The sequence below is a fragment of the Segetibacter sp. genome (assembly GCF_025963695.1).
Classification (GTDB): Bacteria; Bacteroidota; Bacteroidia; order Chitinophagales; family Chitinophagaceae; genus Segetibacter.
In genome coordinates this window covers 66543-86609 of sequence record NZ_JAOQAH010000067.1, presented here as the reverse complement: position 1 = coordinate 86609, position 20067 = coordinate 66543, and the positions used below count along the sequence as shown (strand labels likewise).

Sequence of the window (20067 nt, the reverse complement as noted above, 5' to 3'; positions counted from 1 at the left end):
TCTATTATCATGAAAAGAAAATATTCAATAAAAAAAGCACCTTTTAAGGTGCTTGGACTAAGCTTGTTAATGTTAACTGCTATGTCTTGTCAGAAGCTCGAAGGTTTAAATGCAGATCAGAAATTGCTTTCCGATCTGGACTTACAGCAGGATGCAAATGAAGGTGGCTTTTTATTGCCTTCAATGATGAATAGTGTTGTTTCTACAGCGACCAATGTTCAGACGCAACAAAATCTGCAGGCTGAGTCCTACGCAGGATACAATGAGTCACCTACACCATTCCTCAATAACGAGAATACCATGACCTACTTTATGGTAGGAGGATGGATTAATACAGCCTGGAATCTAACTACACAGGGAGTGATGGATAACTGGCTGTTGTTGAAGAAAAGGGGATACGATACTAAATATCCTGATTTGTATGCAATTGCTTTGATCATTAAAGTGGCCGGCGGGCATAGACTAGTGGACACCTTTGGCCCATACCCCTACACAAAATATGGCACAGCGGCCCAGGTAGACTTTGATTCTGAAGAGGAAGCATACAACGCATTTTTCGCTGATTTAGACCAGGCTGTTGCTTCATTAAAGGCTGCGGAAGCCGCTAATCCAAATGCTGACATGTCTCGTTTTAGCAAATGGGACAGATCTGTTTTTAAAGGCGAGTATACTAAATGGATAAGACTTGCTAATACTTTACGGCTGCGTCTCGCTATGCGTATTTCCCTGGTTAGCCCAACAAAAGCAAAGACTGAAGGAGAAAAAGCCGTAAATGCAGCCAATGGTGGAGTTCTTGAAGATGCTACCGGATCTTTTTCAATAGTGCCTACTGCTACAAATCCTTATTTCACCATGACTAATGCCTGGTCAGATACGCGTGTAGCAGCACCAATTGAAACCTATTTAAAAGGGTTCGCTGATCCAAGACTTCCTTTATATGCACTTCCTGCTATAGATCCTGCTGCAGGAGGTCAAATAAAAGGAATACGGCCCGGAGTTGAAAAACCAGCGAAGGATCGGTACCAGGATTATTCAAAACCAAATGTCACTGAAACTTCTCCAGTTAAACAAGTGGATGTGGCAGAAAGTTACTTCTTACGAGCTGAAGGAGCTTTAAGAGGTTGGGACATGGGTGGAACGGTGCAACAGTTTTATGAAAACGGGATAAGAGCTTCTTTTAAAGCAACCGGAGCTACAGGAGTGGATGCTTATTTACAAAGTACAACTACGCAAATACCCTACGTAGATCCAAAAAATGCAGCTAACAATTCCCCGGCTTTAACCAGCGTTACTGTAAAATGGGATGAAGGCGCAACAATGGAACAAAAGCTGGAAAAGATCATTACTCAAAAATGGATTGCACTATATCCTGAAGGAACGGAAGCATGGTCTGAATTCAGAAGAACAGGGTATCCGAAGCTGTATCCTGTTATGGTAACTAAAAATGCAGACCTTCCGTTAGGTTCGTTTATCAAACGCTTAACTTATCCAAATGTGGTAACCAATGCCAGTAAAGCTGCAGTAGATAAAGCAGTGGCTGCTCATTTGAATGGAAAGGATAGCCCTGCAACCCGTATTTGGTGGGATGTGAGGTAGTAGAAAAATGAATAGAAGAAAGCATCTTTGAAATAAAAGCACTCCCAAAAAGAGTGCTTTTATTTTTTAGTCTATGAAATTCTTTTGTTACCAGCGTTACACCTTTGGGGCGCTTATGTTGTGTCACTCCCTTTTACTGTTGTAAGTAATTTCATCAAAGCAATTGCGAACCCGACTCTCTATTTGCAATCCGCTCTTACCCGGGCACTTATTTGACTTTTTACCCAACTACACTTAAACTATTAGTGGTTGTTCTTTTGCATCTCCCATTCTCTTCCAGGCTTGTCTACCCTAAATGCCTCTATATTTCCCTGGTCCTGTAGAGTAGTATAAGCGGTGCGTCCATCTGTTCCTCCAAAAGCAATGTTTGATGGTTTTTTGCCTTTTAAGATTAATTCCTGTAGAAGTTTGCCTTCAGGTGAAACTTTTGCGATCGTTCCTTTTCCATGCCTGGTGATATACAAGTTGCCTTCGGTATCACATCGCATTCCATCCATGCCAAAATCGGGAAACCCGATCAGTAAACGCTTATTACTGATCTGGCCCCCTGGTGATAAATCATACACCCACACTTTGCGTTGAACTGATTCATTTACATACAATCTTTTATCGTCGGGGCTTACCTCAATCCCGTTTGTCGTTCCCATATTTTTTTCAAGTAGCGTTACTTTGCCATTTGTGTCTATCCGCCAAATAGCACCAGTACCCGATTTCCAGTTGGGGTCGCTTGCGTACAACCTGTCTTTGCTGTCAATTGCTATATCATTTGGTTGACTCATTGAAGGCTCATGCGCAAAAACGGAAATTTGTTTAGTTGCCATGTCAACCTTTAAAATATTATGGTTTGTATAATCGGCGATTAGCATCTCTCCTTTACTGTTAAAACGGATACCGTTGCCTATGCTCTTATTAGGAAGTTCTATAAAAAGTGAAGGTTGGCCTGTCTGTGGTATTATTCCAATAGTGCCTTCCTTAGCAAAATTTACAGCATACAAAACACCTGCCTTATCTACAGCCGGACCTTCTACACCGCCGGTAAAACTCTTAGCGGGCGTTAAGACCGAAGACTTAAAAAGTTCTTCCGCCTGCGACATCTTCTTAGCGCCCTTACAGGCAAACAAAGTCATTAGCGTCAGTGCAAATAGCATCAGGTATAGATGTTTCATAAAAAGCATTAAAATTTGTTTCTATTAATTTCAACTGTCTAAGTTATAGTCAGCGGAACTCCTGATGTGTAATTTTGAGGCAACGAGGTATGTATCATTATTAGGGCATTTTATTATTTCAGTTCCACAATCATTTCAATTTCTACAGGAATATTACCTGGCAGAGAACCTACCCCAACTGCAGAACGTGCATGCTTTCCATCAATTCCAAATACCTGCACCATCAGATCCGAAAACCCATTTATAACCTGTGAATGATTAGTAAAAGTTGGTACTGCATTTACCATTCCTAACACTTTGACGATCCGTTTAACCTTGCCTAGGGTTCCGATTTCTTTTTTCAAACTCGACAACAATGAAATACCTACCAACCTGGCCGCTTCCTGCCCCTGCTCAATCGTTAAATCACTCCCTAATTTGCCTGTAACCTGTCCTCCCTCAGGCTTATCCGGTCCATGTCCCGAAAGATATACGAGGTTTGCAATACGCACCGCTTTAAGAAAGTTAGCTGTAGGGGCGGCTGGTTCTGTTAAATGAATTCCAAGTTCTTTCACTTTTTTTTCCGGATCAACCTTAGCTGACTGCGCACTGCTGGTAGTGGACCACGATAGAAATAGAAAAAGAGGAATAAAGATTAAATCATGGTTTTTTTTCATTTTTCGGTTTTAATCAGCAAACTTAAAGGTTACCTCCATTACTAATTCCGGTTTGATTGTTTAATTTGGGGATTGAATGTAGAGACTGCTTTTTCTTGCTTAAACGCTTTCCCTGTAGATCAACAGACAAAAAAACAGTATGACGCACCGGAGAATTAAACAGGTTCTTTCCATCAGTTAATACCAAATATATAATGAGGCATTCCCTTCTTCTGCTCATGCTTCCTGCTCTATTTCTTCGCTGTTCATTCAGTCGCCAAACACCTGGTAGCAATTCCCTTGTAAGGTCTAAAACAATTTCGGCTAGTCAAATAAGTGTTGTACAAGCGAGTGATTTTACGATTAACGGTAAAGGAGATAATGCCGAATGGGGAAAGGCTAATTGGAATAATATGACCAAGCTTGACACCGGTGGAAGAAATTATGAAAGTAAGTTTAAAATCATCTACTCCACAACCGGTATATATGTGCTTTTTAGTGGCGAAGATGATAAAATAACTACCAAAGAATACAACGACTTTGAAGAGATTTACAACGGAGACGTATTCGAAGTTTTTTTTCTTCCAACACCCTCATCGCCCGTATATTTCGAATATGAAATAAACCAGATGGGCAGGGAACTGATTTTAACCTTGTCGAAGACAAGCACCCAATTATACTCGTGGGCTCCAAAATACCCTTTGGTTGAAGAAAGAAAACCCATTAAAAAACAGGTAAATGTAACAGGTGGAAAAGCAGAAGTGGGTGGGTTAATCAAAGCATGGACTGCTGAAGTTTTTTTACCATACACCATCCTCAGTCTCATTCCTAATGTTCCGCCTGCAAGCGGTACTGTTTGGATGGCCAATTTTTGCAGACTTGACTATGACGGCGGCAAGATGATCAAATACTCCTGGTCTCCGACCATCCAAAGATCATTTCATGAAATCGAAAAATTTCCGCCTATTAAATTTCAGTAATCTTCCTGCTGATAATTTTATTCTAAATCCGGTCTGTAGTTAAACTGTTTTTGCTATACTTCCATTCATGGCAGTATATATGGCGGCCGAACCTTCGCTCATAAAAACTTCCGATTTAGAAAGTATTAATGCTGTTTTACTACACCAGGAATTGCCCCAAAATGAGCGATCGCAACAGTTAAACAAGACCGCGATCAGCCGGATGAGGTCGTTGACGGGAAATAAGCAAATAAAAAAATTATAAGGCAATTTTCATTAGTCAAAATAGCAGCGAACCAAATAAAACGATTACCATTACCTAAGAAAACAAACTAAATCATTATTAAATAAAGTATCTAACACTATGCGCCACCGCACAAATTCTAATTCAATTTTAATCGCCGCTGCACTTTTCTCAGTAGGCATCACCACTCGGTTAGTGGCACAAAAGGCTACTACCACGACTGATCATTATCTGGCACAACCTCTAGTAAAACATATCTATACTGCAGACCCATCAGCACATGTTTTCAATGGCAAAATTTACATTTATCCATCTCACGATGTTGAGGCAGGTGTAAAAGAAAACGACAACGGAGATCATTTCGACATGCGCGATTATCGCATTCTTTCAATGTCGGGCATACCGGGAAAAGTTACAGACCATGGTGTTGCATTAAGCGTAAAAGACATTCCATGGGCAGGAAGACAATTATGGGCACCGGATGCAGCTTATAAAAACGGTACTTATTACCTGTATTTTCCGGTTAAGGATAAACAGGATGTTTTTAGAATTGGGGTAGCAACAGGCAAGTCACCCATTGGGCCATTTAAAGCGCAGCCAAAGCCGATTGAAGGTAGCTTTAGCATAGACCCGGCAGTTTTTACTGATACCGATGGCAGCTCGTACATGTATTTCGGCGGCATCTGGGGTGGGCAATTGCAAAGATGGGCTAACGGAAAATATGATGCGAACGGTTCAAAAACAGACCTTGGAAAACCCGATGAACCAGCGCTAACCGCAAAAGTGGCAAAAATGAGCAAAGACATGCTGAGTTTTGATGGATCGGTAAAAGATGTACAGATCATCGATAAAGAAGGCAATCCTTTATTGACCAAAGACAATAAGCGCCGGTTTTTCGAAGGTGGCTGGATGCACAAACATAAAGGCAAATACTACTTCTCTTATTCTACCGGCGATACCCATTTACTCGCTTACGCAATTGGAAATAGTCCTTATGGTCCGTTTACTTATGAAGGTACTTTTATGCAGCCGGTTGAGGGATGGACAACCCATCATTCAATAGTGAAGTTTAAAGGAAAGTGGTACATCTTTTACCACGACACACAGCTTTCAGGAAAAACACACCTGAGAAATATAAAGGTGGCAGAACTGAAGCACAATGCAGATGGAACATTAGCAATGGTGGAGACTTACAAAAAATAGTTCTGAGGTTAACTCTTTAAAATAAAAAGGCCACCAATGTTCCCATGAATCCTGGTGGCTCATTTATACCATAAAAATCACGAGGGCCGTTCGTGAGGCGGGCAGGTTATATTTACTGCTGGCACAAAGAGTGGTAATACTCTAGTAATTCCTTTAATGAAATTCCGATGGAACTTACTTCCACGGTTTCATAATAATAATCTTCAGGCATTTGATCTCGTTTCGGTTACAACGCGAAATATGAAGAAATTATTATTCTGTACGAAAAAAGACCGATAAATACGTGTTAGATAGCTGCTTTACGGTTAGCAATTACACGTCTTAATTGTTCTTTACTGAAGATGGGGCAAGAAGTGCACTACCGGTGTTTGGAGGTTTAGCATTAAGCACAGCGTATTACTTAAAGCCACTCAAATACCTACTTCTTCCTTATTATATAAATAACCGAACTACACTTTGTTGTATCGGACATAGCTTTTATATTCGAAACAAGGCCCTTCCAAACAGCGCTGAGCAGATTATTTTTTCCGTGCTTATACTTTTCGCTCAACATACTCACGTAAAAGCTATCAAACCACATAGGCTTAATTGTCTCCAGCATAAAGCCTTCCTTCTCTAGAAGTACCTGCATACTTTTGGGCGAAAAGTGATACAAGTGCCTGGGCACATCATAAGCAGCCCAATGATCTTTATAAACAGTTGCATCGTAACTGGTATAATTTGGAACCGCAACAATTAGCCGCCCCCCGGGCTTAAGGATTTCGAAAAACTTTTCAAAATAACCGTGAAGGTCATGCACGTGTTCCAACACATGCCACATTGTAATGGCGTCAAATGTTTCACCTACAAGATTATCCAGTTCTCCTAATTCCGCCAGGTTTAGATTATAGTTGGTCAAAGCATTTTCCCTTGCTATTCTATCTGGTTCAAGGCCGGTAACGTTCCATCCCGCTTGTTGCATAGTGTTTGTAAAAGCACCTGTCCCCGCTCCTATGTCCAATAAAACACCTTGTTCAAGTCCTGTAGTTTTTCTTATCAGCTCTCTCTTTCCTTTTAACGTATAGTTCCTCACAATATGGTAAAGGCTATTAATAAGTCCCTTTTTCGAATCGCTGTGCGACACATAATCAGACGACTGGTAGTATGAACCAATATAATCGGCTGCAGGTACACACTGGGTAAATCTGAATGTACAAGAGGTGCATTTCCATATATCAAACTGCTCGTGCGAAACAGTATAATCTGTACATGTGAGCACTTTACTAATGGCTGCACTTCCGCAACATAAGCAATGGTCGTAGTTGATGATAAAAGCCATATTGTGGCAAAGAAAGTGAAAAGGCGGTTAAAAAAATGCCGCCCCTCGCATCTCTTTTTTCTATCTTTCTTTCTTTCTTTACCTTGAACGCCGAAATGAGCATGAACTTTTCACAGACGAGAGATAAAATTAAACGCGCTTCTTTTTATATTCCTTTTACGGTCTATTTTGTTGTCTTTTCCATCGCTGCCCTTATTTCGTTTCGCCTGCTTGGCAATAATGAAATCAACGCCGTTTCATCCTACTCCGACATTTTTGGGTTGTTGCTGAAAGTTGCCTTCGCCTTTTGTGCAGCAATAATTACTGTTGCTTTTCTGTCCGTCCTCATTTCATATTTCTATTTTATTTATCAAAAAAGAAAAGACGGGATAGTATTTCAGGTATCAACAGATCTCAGGGAGGGCGGGCAAAACCAGAAACAAACAGTGAAGCTTGTCATAAAACCTTTGTTTAAGCCTCTCTTCGGTTTTATCAAATTGCGGTTATTATACGATAAAAAGCATTTCTCCGAAAAATTCTCATTGCTCGAAAACAGTAAAAAAAAATTTTTTAGCACTTCTATTGAAGGCACATATCATTGGCCTTTGCCCGAAATAAAAGAATACCATGTTGAAAAAGGTTTGATCTATTTTGAAGACTTTTTCCAGTTTTTTTCCGTTGCCGTAACGCTGCCAACCAGCAGTAAGTTTTTTACACAACCTGCTTCTAAAGACCTGCACGATCTTACAGTATTGCCGCGAAAAACTGAAGAAACGAACACCCGTATAGAACAGCTTAGAAAAGTAGAAGGCGAATATTTGAATTACAAAAATTTCGAGAACAACGACGACGTTAGAAGAATTGTTTGGAAGATCTATGCGAAGAACAAAGAACTGGTTGTAAGGATGCCCGAAATAATGGATCCGTATGCATCGCATGTTTACTTATACGCTTCGTATTTCAGCCATTTCAATACCGAGGGGCATGGTGCGGTGGAAGTGCCTTTTTTAAATTACTTTAAAGTAGTTACGTGGTCAGTTTACCAGAATCTTGTTAAGCAGGGTTTTGAGGTCAGATACGTTCCGGACCAGGAAGTTGCGAAAAACAACCTCGCGGATGAACAGCAATGGGTTAAATACAGCATTAGCACCAGCCAGTGGCACAGGGCAAAAGATCTGAAGTCTTATGTAAAGACCAGCGATGCTTCGGTTGTCATAATTTCATCTCTAAGTAATGCTGACGAGGTGAAGGATTTAATTGAGGTGCATGGAAACGATATTACATTCATTTTCATTAAACTGACAGAAAGCTTTAAAAACCAAAATATTGTTGACTGGGTTCAATGGCTATTTGTACAAAACGCTAAAGACGATATTGATGTATATAAAAGAGGTTGGGCTTTGTCTCCTCTAAGGCAGCGGATCAAAGACAATGAAAAACGGCTCGAAGAAATTGTGGCAAAGTACCAGCGAGAGGCAGTAGTTATTTAGTGGTTAAGGCAATGGGGCACAAAGTTAATAGGTCAATTATGAACTTTTTTGGTGACGGGCATTAGTGGTTATATCAACATCGTTGTGTCACTCACTTGTACTTACAGAATTTAAAGCAACGATTAGCCACTAAGGCACGAAGACACAAAGGAAGGTATGTGCCCCTTAAAAGTGTTTTACATTTCGAACGAGACTCAGCAAAGCGTAAAAAGGCCGCACAGCGTTGCTGCCGCTAAACGGAATGCGACGCAACGATGATTAATTGGATTACTAAAGCTGGTACCAAAATTAAACCGGGCAAAATTGCAAACCGGGAATTATAAAATAAACGACAAAAAGCTTGAAGCCCCAGTTAGCAACTAACAGCTTCAGGCTGGCTTTAAAAAAGAAAAATGCAAATCGGAAGAATACATAGCTGGAAAAAAGTTACTGCTCAATTAATTTTATTGGCGCTGCCAACAGTGGCGCTGGCATTATACTTATTACTAAATACCAATCGGTTTTATTCATTCCTGCAAAATAACTGGATCGAACAGGGATTGTATTTTACTACAGGTCTTGTAGTATCGATTATTTTTTATAGTTACCGTTTCAGGTTTATCACTACTGCCTTACTGTTGTTTGGAGCATATTTTATTGCTTATAAGCTACTTGGCCAATTAAGCGTTGGTGAGTTTGATGCATTTTTTGTTTCGGTTAAGTTCTTAATATTTTCACTGCTTTTTTCTGCAGGTTGGCTGGCAGGCTACGGTTTTTCCAGGTCACGATATTTTACCATATTCTGGTCGGTCTTTTTGCTGGGAATGCAGATAGTTGTAGTCAGCAAAACTTCGGAAGTAACAGCAAATGCTTTGATATCAGCCTTTGCTCCAGTTCTCATTTATGCCTTTTATATCATTTATACTTCGGAGCTAATCCGGAATATGAATGAGGATGAACCGGGATTTGGCTGGTTCATCACAAAACGCCTTGCAGGTTTTATAAGCCTCTCCGTGATCTTATTGTTTTCGATGCTGCTCATTTTTCAAAAGCAATTTAATAGCATCGAGCAGGATTGGGGTGGAAGCCAGGGCGGAAACAAGAAGAATGGCGGCAAAGAGAGCATGACCAAACAGAACAAAGATGGCAGCCTCAGCAATAAGGACCAGATGAAAATGACGGGGTCGCTTAGCAAAGACAAAAGGCTTGTATTTGTAGCAAAACTCGACAATTATTTTCCCGACGGAAAAACGCCTAACCCGTTGTATTTCACATCAACTTATTACACTAAGTTCGACACAGCTACACAGACTTTTGAAGAGGACAAAAACTTTCCAAAAAACGACTTGTTTAGTCCGGACCCGTCAAAAATTCCTTTATACTTCACAAAGGTTGATACTGCTGCCATTACCAATACAATGGCCACGCTTAACAGGAAGGTTATATCTGCTGATATTTATAAAGTAATTCTTTCGCCTAACGAATACATTGCCCCGTCGACCGCATTTTTTTGCCAGCCTTTGCCTGTGGAAAATGAATATAAAAAACAGTTTAAAAGCGCATATCGGGCAAAAATGTGGGTGAGCGATTTGAACAGTGCTTATTTCATTTATAATCCCGCAGGTAACAAACAACTGGAAACTTTTCAGCAACAACGTTTTCAAATGTTGCGTAAAGCAACCTCATACGATGGGCTTGACAAGAAGTTCATGGATTATTACACCTACATGCCACGCAATGAAGAGTATAACCGGATAACAGAACTGGCCACGCGGATAACAAAAGATGCAAAGACACCTGTTGATAAGATGATTGCTATCAGGGACCACTTTACCAGCAAAGATCAGTTTGGACAACCATTGTTCAGGTATAGTGATAACCCAGGTATTCCCGGACTTCCAAGTGCAAGTAAACTTAATTATTTCCTTTTTGAAAACAGGAAAGGCTACTGCGCCTACTTTGCCGGTGCTACCTTGTTTATGCTCCGCTCCCTCGGCATTCCAAGCCGTATTGCAGCAGGCTTTTTAACTGTTGACAGAAGCAGCAAGAACCCGGGTTGGTACTGGTTCTATGCAGACCAGGCGCATGCGTGGGTTCAATTATATTTTCCTGGTTACGGTTGGATGGATTTCGATACGACTGTCCCTGACCAGAATACCCAACAATCCCCTCAACCCGATGGCACGCCGCCAATGAACACACAACAGGCTCTAATGGTGGCAGATGGAGAAGCACTAAGTGTGGATACAATTGCCAAACGTGTGACCATGAAAGTAAAAAAGATGCTGTTTCATGATGAAAACGTACCAACCCCTGAAGCCAAAGACTTGCTGATGGATGTATCAATAGCTTCTGTAACCAGGGACACAGGAACGGGCAAACTAAGTGATATAAAAGCAGGAACTAATATCGTAGCTGTTTCTTATGCCGAAGCCTTGAAGAATATTATGGCGAATGAAACCGACAACCTTGCTTCCTTAATAGTAAAGCTTCCTAAACCTGCTCCGGTCGATGAAATTAAGATTATGGAAACTGAACAGCAGAAAAAAGATCGCGAGAAGCAGCAGGAACCAGCATCAAAACCATTTGATTGGGCAAAAGCTTTATGGATCGCTCTAGGCGTAATAGGTTTCTTTATCCTATTGTTATTCTCTTTACCTTGGCTGATCTGGCTGTACCTAAACGGCAAGGCTAAAAGCGATGCGGCTAACGCCAGGATAAAAGCCTATAACATTTACATGGCAAGTATGTATTACTTAAACCAATTAGGAATAACAAGAGAGAGTCAAAGTCCGCAACAATTTGCCGAAACTGCAGACAGGCGTTTTGGTTCAAACTTTAATTCGTTCACCAATGTGTACCAGAAAATAAAATATAGTACTACGCCACTTACAGCCAAAGAAGAAGCGTTGGTGCAAAATTTTTATGAACCATTTAAGGAGCAGGTAAGAAACGATATTCCATTTAAACAGAGATTTGGCAGTTTCTTAAATATTTACAATACCCTGCATTATTTTACAAAATCAAAAATCAGCTAAGAGATGGAGCAAATGACCGAACAAGGCATACAAATAGAAGAGGCACTTGATAATATACAGAAACTGGTAGAAAATATTGAAACGGTAATTAGGGGTAAGCGTACACAAATTCAATTTATATTAACTGCTTTACTTGCTAAAGGGCATATTTTGATGGAAGACAACCCGGGCACCGGTAAAACCGTGATGGCAAAGACGCTGGCTCAAAGTATCTCTGGCAGAACGAACGAAGGCGGGGTTAATTTTAAGCGCATACAATTTACTCCCGATTTACTTCCAATGGACTTAATCGGCTCTCACATTTTTGATGATGTGAAAAAGGAATTTATCTTTAAAAAAGGACCTTTGTTTTGTAATGTTTTGCTCGCCGATGAAATTAACCGCGCATCACCAAAAGTACAGTCGGCTTTGTTGGAGTGTATGGCTGAGCACCAGATCACAATGGGTGAAACTACTTACCCGTTGGAAAAAATGTTTTTCACCATCGCTACTCAAAATCCTGTTGAAATGGAAGGTACCTATCCCCTTCCTGCTGCACAGCTTGACCGGTTTTTCATCAAGATCATTTTTGGCTATGTGGATGAGGAAACGGAATTGGAGATTTACAATAATTACCTTGGTATCGCCAACAACCTCGAACACATCCGTCAGGTTTTGAGCATGGAAGAAATTTTGTTCTTACAGAATGAAGCAGAACGGGTGTTTATACATGCAGAAATCGTAAAAGCAGTAAGAAACATAATCTGGGATACCCGTCGTCATTCTGATATTGTGTTAGGCGCATCTACAAGAAGCGGTATTACTTTTTTAAAATGCCTCAAAGCATTCGCGCTTGTCAATGGAAGAACTTTCGTAACCGAGGACGATCTTCAAAAGATTACTCCTGCTGTTTTGGACCACCGTTTAATCTATAGAAATAAAGATGCAAAAGCAAAGGGGCTTGCGTCGATTTTGAATAAGGAAATGGATCGGTTGAGTAAGTTGAAGTTGAGTTAGGCATAATCGTTAAGTCATTGAGACAATAAGTCATTGGCCCTGCTTTTATCAAAATCACATGTTCTGTTTTGCTAACTTTACAATACGAAAAAAGTGGTATGACAAAGACAATTATAACACCGGAAAACAACAGCGTACTTTTATCTGTACCAGAGGAATATGTTGGGAAAAAATTAGAAGTATTTATGTATGCTGTGGAAGAACTATCGGAAAATAAAATTTCACAGCAACCAATGTCTGCATATAAAGGTATCCTTACACGAGAAGAAGCAGAACAATTGAGATGTTAGGATGGTTTGAAGCTTCGCAGGAACAAATAAACAAACTACTACCTTTTATTAACAATGCCATTATATATCCGTTAAGTGAACCTGTCATTCTTCAAACAATCGAATTAAGACGAAAGCATAAAATTAAAACACCTGACTCCATTATTGCTGCTACTGCTCTGGTTAATAAATTTATTTTAATTAGTCATAACAACAAAGATTTCAAAGCAATACAGGGGCTAGACTTAATAGATCCACATTCTTTATGACATCATTAAAGGCTTTATAGAACCCTTACAAAAAGCTGAGAAGAATAAAAATGAATAAAAGTTTTTTGCTAATTTTTTTGTTAGTCTTTACCAGTCAATTTTCCTTCTCACAAGGCAATCCAACGGCGCGTTACGAAATTGATGCAAAACGCATTGGAATAAACCCACTGGATAAAGATGCGCTGCCGAGAAGCCGGGAGTTTATTCGACTTGACAGTACCTATTATGTTGGATATATGATGGAGGGTACTTATAAAGCTGACAAAAGCAGCGACTATCTTGGTTTTAAGAATTCAATTCCTTCGCTCAAAAAAGCATTTTTGCTGCTGCAAAAAGATTATGGCCGAAACCTGAAGACAATATTCGAATCTCCGCAGAATTATATGCAGTCGATGAACAAATACGTTGACTTTCTGCAAATCTCAAGCACTTTAAAAGAATGCTACGATAATATTGAGATGGCCGATAGCGTAATGTGGGTTTTGGATGTCTTTTCAAGTTATAATTTTCCAAAGGACCATTTGGGTTCTAACACCACCAGGGCCTGGACCTACCATCGTAACCGTTTCTTTACGTCGGAAAAATTTTCATTTTTAAAAAACTCTGTTGAAGAAAATGAAAAGGCAGCTTTCGGATACTGCTACCTGGCGCTGGATAAAATTGATGCAAACCGGGTAAAAAATGATACGTGGTTTGGGCCGGCACAAGCTGAGACCGATAGAATGGGTGTCTTTCATTACCTCGCGTTACTTCATTGTTATAATAAAAACTACGATAGCAGCGAATATTACTACCAACGACTTGCACAAACAGGTGTAGTGTCGTGGAACAATTACGGCAACGAGAAGCACGAACTGGGAGAGTTTTCTGTTGCCCTGGAGTACCTTAACAGAGACAAGTACAAGTACCAGCAGAAGATTTTGAAAGAGCCCTTTTATTTTATTCCCATGCTAAATGTGTATGCTGGCAGAACAAAGGATGCTATGGCTTTGTGTAAAGAGGCAATTATAAATTCGGGCTCAACACCAGGCTTCGGATGGTATAATATTGCCCTTGCCCGCAGCTACATGTACGATGGCCAGTTAGACAGTACAGAGTACACCATTCAAAAAGCTGCAGATTTTAAAGAGATACATATTGGAACCACGCTAACACAAAGCCAATACGATTTCACCATTAACTTGCTGAAATTGCAATTGAATGAAAGAAAGATCGCGTTGGTTAAGTTTGAAAATAAAGGCTGGTGGTACTCTCCCTCTGCCTTGTACAACATTGCGTCTTTAAAATTCGCTAAAATGCTTTTGCAATATGTTGTCATTAACCAGATGGCTGCAAATCCGGAACGGGACAGAACAGTATATGACCTCTTCTGTGGCGAAAGCACCACCACTTTCGATGAAGCTTTTTATCTTATAAAAGATTTTAGTCCCTCCTATTTTGTGAAGAAATATGAGGGCTATCAAACGACAGATCCCCGCAAGAACCTGCAGCGGTATTTTAAATTATTTACCTACCAAATGCAACGGATGAACGGGGATGAGGACAAAGCGTTTGATGGTTATAAGCAAATGGTTAAAGAAGTATTGCTTGACACAGCACATGAAAGGCTGTTTTTAGGCAGGTTATACGAAGGCCTCGCCAAAGGGTACAAAGAGGATGGCAACGAAAGAGACCAGAATTTTTATGCAAACGCGTTGTATGAAGAATATCCTCAACTACTCCCTTTTTCAGGTATTACCGTTCCCATAAAATTAAATACAAGTGGTGTAAACGATGATAATACAAACAAGGTACTGAAGGAATTAAAGCAGTGTAAGATAAATTGGGTAGAGGAAGCTGATGGAAATACACCCATTGCCAACATCTCTTTTGTAAAAAAAGGAGACCAGTACGAAGCTACGGTAAGTGTAAAAAGCGGTTCAAATCTGCCGATGGTAGTTAATGAAAAAATGCTATTCAAAAGCCCTGATGGTGCCGGAAAAGAACTAGCGCTTCGCCTGTTTGGCAAAAGCGGTGCAATGGTTTTTGAAAGACGAGACGCCGGAAATTAAAGAACATCAATCGTTTCGTTAATACCCTCCACTGAAACAGCATCAATTGTATGTTATTTTGGTATTAGTGACATATTTTTAATTTTGTTGTCTTAGTGAATCTTGTAATCGATAATATCCGCGTTAATATTGCTGGATTGTTGCATTGTTCTCGCAGTAACCAATATATTTTTCCCTCACTAAAGCGTCAGTTATTTTCAACCAGTAAATTCCGGTCTTTATTTTTAAATGCAAGAGGTACAATTCTGCCTTTAAACAGTAGATTATTGCCTATTATTTGCAACAGTAGCAGATATTGCTGCCTGTAAAATCAGATGAAAAATAGATAGTGTCGGCACTACAGCTAACCTTTAACGCCCTGTTATTCGTGGAATTGTTTGAGCAGAAATTTCAATATGAGCGTCTGTCAGTACAAAAGAACTATGGAAGCGAAGTTTTAAAATCATTTATTGGGACCCGGTTTGGATGAATATCAAACATAATAAAGTACCTTCTTATAAAAGGATTGTTATGGATGTTATCTCTTGAGAAGTTGTTACCAGCATTCGTGGCTCTTCAAAAAGGGCAATGGAGAATAATTAGCATTGCAGTCAAAAATTGCAATATTTACAAAAAAGCTGTTCCAATGGAAACAATACAATGGGGAATAATTGGGTGTGGCGATGTTACTGAGGTTAAGAGTGGACCTGCTTTTAGTAAAGTACCAAATTCAAAGCTGGTGGCGGTGATGCGTAGAGACGAGGGAAAAGCAAGAGATTATGCAAACAGGCATGGCGTTCCCCGATGGTATACCAACGCGTATGAACTTATAAATGACCCCGAAATTAATGCCATTTATGTAGCTACTCCCCCGCTTCAACACGAGGAGTATACCATTGCTGCTTTAAATGCCGGAAAACCGGTTTATGTGGAAAAACCCATGGCACTAGATACGGCTTCTGCAAAACGAATGGCAGAAGCAGCAAAAGAGAACAAGGTAAGTGTTGCTCATTATCGACGTGCTCAGCCACTATTTATAAAACTAAAAGAACTTCTACATGCTGGCATAATAGGAGACATTCATTATGTTGACCTTAAATTTTTACAAGCTCCCTTATCAGACCGAGACCTCCAATTACCAAAGGTTCAATGGCGTGTTGACCCCACGTTATCAGGAGGTGGTTTGTTTCATGATTTGGCTCCGCACCAGTTGGACCTCATGCTATATTATTTCGGTAAAATTAAAAATGCATCCGGGTTCTCTGCTAACCAGGGAGGTCTCTATAAGGCCGATGATATTGTAAGCGGAAGTATAATGTTTGAAAGTGGAGTGCTTTTTCAAGGGTTGTGGTGTTTTAATGTACCCGAAGAGGAAGGGACAGACAAGTGCGAGTTCGTTGGTTCTAAAGGAAAAATAAGCGTTAGCATTTTTGAAGAACCAGAAATAGTTATTAAGACGAATGGAAAGGTCTCAAAAATAACTTTCGATAAATTGGAGCATGTACAACAACCAATGATCGAAAGAGTAGTGCAATACTTTTTAGGTAAAAATAAAAACCCATCATCAGCAGAAGAAGGTGTGGCGGTTATGCAACTATTGGATGCTTTTACAAGTAAAATTAAAATCTGATATAATATTTTCCGTAGTAACTATTCAGTTGAGTAACTATCGCCTCTCACATTTATCATTCATCAGAAAACCTTGCGTCTTTTGTTATCTGCTTTAAATAAAACATCTTTGCAGTAACAGGTGGCACTTGCGAAAAGTTAGTTGAATGACCAACGCCGGTACAAGAGTGCGACGCAACGATGATGATTGAAAGAATAAAGCAGGAACCAAAAATTCTTTCACTAAAAAAACAAACACATTTGATATGGCTCTAGTTGACTTAGTAATGCCCAAATTGGGAGAGAGTATAATGGAAGCCACTGTTTTGAAGTGGACGAAGAAGCTTGGAGAAACGGTGAAGATGGATGAAACAGTATTGGAAATTGCAACGGATAAAGTAGACAGTGAAGTTCCGTCGACCTCTGAAGGTGTATTGGCTGAAATATTATTTAGTGAAAATGAAGTTGTACCAATAGGAACCGTAATAGCCCGAATAGAAACAACAGCAGATGCAGCGGTTACGACCGAAATGTTAGAAGCAAGTTCTGACATTGAAGTGATTGCTGAAACCAATGAACCACTTGAACCCTTCACCCACGAACATGCTACGGAACGTGATGACGATGATACATTTGAAGAGCCTGTTCCTTTTATACCACACTTGCCTGCAAATACTAACATTACCATGCAGGGAAACAATAAGTTTTACTCGCCTTTAGTATTAAATATTGCTATTAGCGAAGGCATTGGAATGACCGAGCTTGAAAATATTCAAGGTAGCGGAAATGAAGGAAGGGTGACAAAAAAAGACATCTTACAATATGTAGCAGCGAGAAAAGATGGCAGATTTTCTAAGCCTTTTGAAGTTGCAGAACAAGCAGATGAACCGAGGTTGCAAACACCGGCAAGGCAACCGGTTAGAGATTTGCCAGTGCACGAAACGTCGCCGTCGTTTTCTCCTTCAACCGGAAACGTAGAGATCATAGAGATGGACAGGATGCGAAAAATGATAGCCAAACACATGGTTACCAGCAAGCAGATCAGCCCGCACGTGACCAGTTTTTCTGAAGCTGATGTAACAAATATGGTGATGTGGCGTGAGCGGGTTAAAAAGCAATTCGAGAAACAGGAGGGAGTGAAACTGACATTTACGCCAATGTTTATTGCTTGCGTAACAAAGGTGATAAAACGGTATCCTTATATCAACTGCTCGGTTGAAGGCGACAGAATAATTTTGAAAAAAGATATCAATATAGGAATGGCCACTGCTCTTCCATCCGGCAACCTAATCGTTCCTGTGATAAGAAATGCAGATCATCTTAATCTCGTTGGTCTTTCAAAATCTGTAAACAGCCTTGCTGAAGCTGCAAGAAGTAACCGGTTGAAACCGGACGATACAAATGCAGGAACTTTTACCCTTACCAATGTTGGCACTTTTGGAAGTTTAATGGGAACGCCCATTATTAACCAACCACAAGTTGCCATCCTTGCCGTTGGCGCTATTAAAAAACGCCCGATGGTAATTGAGACGAGTGAAGGTGATGCCATTGGTATAAGGCATATGATGTACTTATCGTTAAGCTACGATCATCGGGTTGTTGATGGAAGCGTTGGAGCAAGCTTTCTTACCGAATTGGCAAAAGAATTTGAAAATTGGGATGTAGCAAGGGAGTGGTAGAGGTGGGTACAGTAGGTTGATGGCCGATTGCTTGGCCGGTTTTTGCTACTTGATCGTACATCGGTAGTTTTTAATCCCCTCGTTTTACTTGTGATTTGGGGTCGCCCGCGACTTGTGACTCTTCAATTTACTTATGCTCCAATTCCATTTCCTTTATCGAATTCAGCACAACTTTGGGGAGAAATTGCGAAACGTCGCCCCCATTTCTAATAACATCTCTAACGAGGGTTGATGCTACGGAAGTATACTGAGGCAGGCAGGTGAGAAAGATGGTCTCAATAGAAGCATCAAGGCTTCGGTTCATGTCAGCAATGGCTTTTTCGTATTCGAAATCATTTACGTAACGAATGCCTCTTAAGATAAACTTCGCTCCTACCCTTTTGCAGCAGTCTGCTGTTAACCCTTCATAAACAAGAGCATCAACTTTAGGTTCGTCCTTGTAGATTTCTTTTACCCAATAAAGCCTTTCTTCTGCGGAATAAAGCGGGGTTTTATTTGAATTCTTTCCAATGCCAATAACTACCTTATCAAATAGATTTAAAGACCGGTTGATAATGTCTACATGACCCAGTGTGACGGGGTCAAAAGTTCCTGGAAAAAGACAAATACGGGGCATAATTATGAATTAAACAATTGAAGGGAATAAGGACTTTTAGCAATTATAGGTAATTACTTAACTTTCTCTGTTTGATAGCAGGTACAACACGGCCATTCTTACAGCTACGCCGTTCTCTACCTGTTGCAGAATAATACTTTCGTTGCCGTCAGCTACATCACTATCCAGTTCCACACCCCGGTTGATAGGACCGGGATGCATGATTACAATATTCTTTTGAATGCTATCCAGCAGCTTCCGGGTAATACCAAATGCCAGGTTATACTCGCGCAATGAAGAAAATAAAGGTTGATTTTGTCGTTCAAGTTGAATACGTAACACGTTGGCAACATCGCACCATTCCAACGCTTCTTTTACGTTATAGGTTACATGTACGCCGAATGCTTCTTTGATGAATTTTGGAATTAAAGTTGGCGGTCCTGCAACAGTAACTTCAGCTCCCATTTTGGTAAGCAGGTAAATATTACTCAAAGCAACACGGCTGTGCATAATATCTCCAATGATAGCAATTTTCTTTCCCTGTAGTCCGCCCGTTGCCTCCTCAATTGAAAAGGCGTCGAGCAAAGCTTGTGTAGGATGTTCATTAATTCCATCACCTGCGTTTACAATAGCAGCAGGAATATGTTTGGCCAAAAAGTGAGGTGCACCACTTGCACTGTGTCGCATCACTACCATGTCTACCTTCATGCTAAGAATGTTGTTTACCGTGTCCAACATGGTTTCGCCTTTTGCAACCGAAGATGAGCTTGTAGTAAAATTTAAGACATCGGCGCTTAAACGCTTTTCTGCAAGTTCAAAAGAAATTCGGGTGCGGGTAGAATTTTCAAAGAACAGGTTAACAATGGTGATATCTCTAAGCGAAGGAACTTTTTTGACAGGCCGTTGTAAAACGTCTTTAAATTGTTGAGCTGTGTCTAAAATTAAACGGATGTCAGTTGGCAATAAATCTTTAATTCCTAAAAGGTGCGGCGTGGAAAGTGTCATTTCAAGAGG

At 40.2% G+C, this 20067-nt stretch carries 17 protein-coding genes; 12 read left to right on the top strand and 5 right to left on the bottom strand.

From position 1 onward, the window contains the following. Positions 1-9 precede the first annotated feature (9 nt). On the top strand, positions 10-1596 hold the full coding sequence (locus JWR87_RS11590; protein ID WP_297820014.1) for a SusD/RagB family nutrient-binding outer membrane lipoprotein: 1587 nt from the start codon (positions 10-12) through the stop codon (positions 1594-1596). A gap of 242 nt (positions 1597-1838) precedes the next feature. Here JWR87_RS11590 and JWR87_RS11585 read toward each other — a convergent pair whose 3' ends face one another. Further along, a complete protein-coding gene (locus tag JWR87_RS11585) occupies positions 1839-2762 on the bottom strand; it encodes an SMP-30/gluconolactonase/LRE family protein (RefSeq protein WP_297820011.1) in 924 nt (307 codons plus the stop codon). A gap of 113 nt (positions 2763-2875) precedes the next feature. Then, a complete protein-coding gene (locus JWR87_RS11580) occupies positions 2876-3418 on the bottom strand; it encodes a RidA family protein (RefSeq protein WP_297820008.1) in 543 nt (180 codons plus the stop codon). A gap of 194 nt (positions 3419-3612) precedes the next feature. Here JWR87_RS11580 and JWR87_RS11575 point away from each other — a divergent pair, with 194 nt between their 5' ends. The 3 genes from JWR87_RS11575 (at position 3613) to JWR87_RS11565 (ending at position 5803) form a co-directional block, all read left to right on the top strand. Beyond that, positions 3613-4377, top strand: a complete 765-nt coding sequence (locus tag JWR87_RS11575) for a carbohydrate-binding family 9-like protein (protein ID WP_297820005.1) — start codon at positions 3613-3615, stop codon at positions 4375-4377. Between the two features lie 67 nt (positions 4378-4444). Beyond that, positions 4445-4621: a hypothetical protein gene (locus JWR87_RS11570; RefSeq protein ID WP_297820002.1), complete on the top strand. Its 177-nt coding sequence runs from the start codon at positions 4445-4447 to the stop codon at positions 4619-4621. 99 nt (positions 4622-4720) lie between these two features. Continuing rightward, positions 4721-5803: a glycoside hydrolase family 43 protein gene (locus JWR87_RS11565; protein WP_297819999.1), complete on the top strand. Its 1083-nt coding sequence runs from the start codon at positions 4721-4723 to the stop codon at positions 5801-5803. A 418-nt stretch (positions 5804-6221) separates the two neighbouring features. On the opposite strand, the gene JWR87_RS11560 is transcribed toward JWR87_RS11565, so the two are convergent. Further along, positions 6222-7121: a class I SAM-dependent methyltransferase gene (locus JWR87_RS11560; RefSeq protein WP_297819996.1), complete on the bottom strand. Its 900-nt coding sequence runs from the start codon at positions 7119-7121 to the stop codon at positions 6222-6224. A 35-nt stretch (positions 7122-7156) separates the two neighbouring features. Here JWR87_RS11560 and JWR87_RS11555 point away from each other — a divergent pair, with 35 nt between their 5' ends. From JWR87_RS11555 to JWR87_RS11520, 8 genes are all read left to right on the top strand, one after another. Beyond that, on the top strand, positions 7157-8590 hold the full coding sequence (locus JWR87_RS11555) for a DUF58 domain-containing protein (RefSeq protein ID WP_297819993.1): 1434 nt from the start codon (positions 7157-7159) through the stop codon (positions 8588-8590). A 392-nt stretch (positions 8591-8982) separates the two neighbouring features. Further along, positions 8983-11607 carry a transglutaminase domain-containing protein gene (locus JWR87_RS11550; protein ID WP_297819990.1) on the top strand — a complete coding sequence of 875 codons (2625 nt, stop codon included), beginning with the start codon at positions 8983-8985 and terminating at the stop codon, positions 11605-11607. A 3-nt stretch (positions 11608-11610) separates the two neighbouring features. After that, positions 11611-12603, top strand: coding sequence for a MoxR family ATPase (locus JWR87_RS11545; RefSeq protein ID WP_297819987.1), 993 nt, complete (start codon positions 11611-11613; stop codon positions 12601-12603). A 98-nt stretch (positions 12604-12701) separates the two neighbouring features. Continuing rightward, positions 12702-12893 carry a hypothetical protein gene (locus tag JWR87_RS11540; RefSeq protein WP_297819984.1) on the top strand — a complete coding sequence of 64 codons (192 nt, stop codon included), beginning with the start codon at positions 12702-12704 and terminating at the stop codon, positions 12891-12893. Continuing rightward, positions 12887-13141 carry a type II toxin-antitoxin system VapC family toxin gene (locus JWR87_RS11535; RefSeq protein WP_297819982.1) on the top strand — a complete coding sequence of 85 codons (255 nt, stop codon included), beginning with the start codon at positions 12887-12889 and terminating at the stop codon, positions 13139-13141. The genes JWR87_RS11540 and JWR87_RS11535 overlap by 7 nt, the downstream gene beginning before the upstream one ends. A 50-nt stretch (positions 13142-13191) precedes the next feature. Next, positions 13192-15192, top strand: a complete 2001-nt coding sequence (locus tag JWR87_RS11530) for a hypothetical protein (RefSeq protein WP_297819980.1) — start codon at positions 13192-13194, stop codon at positions 15190-15192. Between the two features lie 625 nt (positions 15193-15817). After that, positions 15818-16801 carry a Gfo/Idh/MocA family oxidoreductase gene (locus tag JWR87_RS11525; protein ID WP_297819979.1) on the top strand — a complete coding sequence of 328 codons (984 nt, stop codon included), beginning with the start codon at positions 15818-15820 and terminating at the stop codon, positions 16799-16801. Positions 16802-17045: 244 nt separating this feature from the next. Further along, a complete protein-coding gene (locus JWR87_RS11520; RefSeq protein ID WP_297819978.1) occupies positions 17046-18458 on the top strand; it encodes a dihydrolipoamide acetyltransferase family protein in 1413 nt (470 codons plus the stop codon). Positions 18459-18585: 127 nt separating this feature from the next. Here JWR87_RS11520 and coaD read toward each other — a convergent pair whose 3' ends face one another. Then, the gene (gene coaD, locus JWR87_RS11515) at positions 18586-19074 is read right to left on the bottom strand and encodes a pantetheine-phosphate adenylyltransferase (protein WP_297819976.1); all 489 of its coding nucleotides are present in this window, start codon (positions 19072-19074) and stop codon (positions 18586-18588) included. A 57-nt stretch (positions 19075-19131) separates the two neighbouring features. Further along, complete coding sequence (locus JWR87_RS11510) at positions 19132-20058, bottom strand: aspartate carbamoyltransferase catalytic subunit (RefSeq protein ID WP_297819974.1); 927 nt, start codon at positions 20056-20058, stop codon at positions 19132-19134. Between the last annotated feature and the right edge of the window lie 9 nt (positions 20059-20067).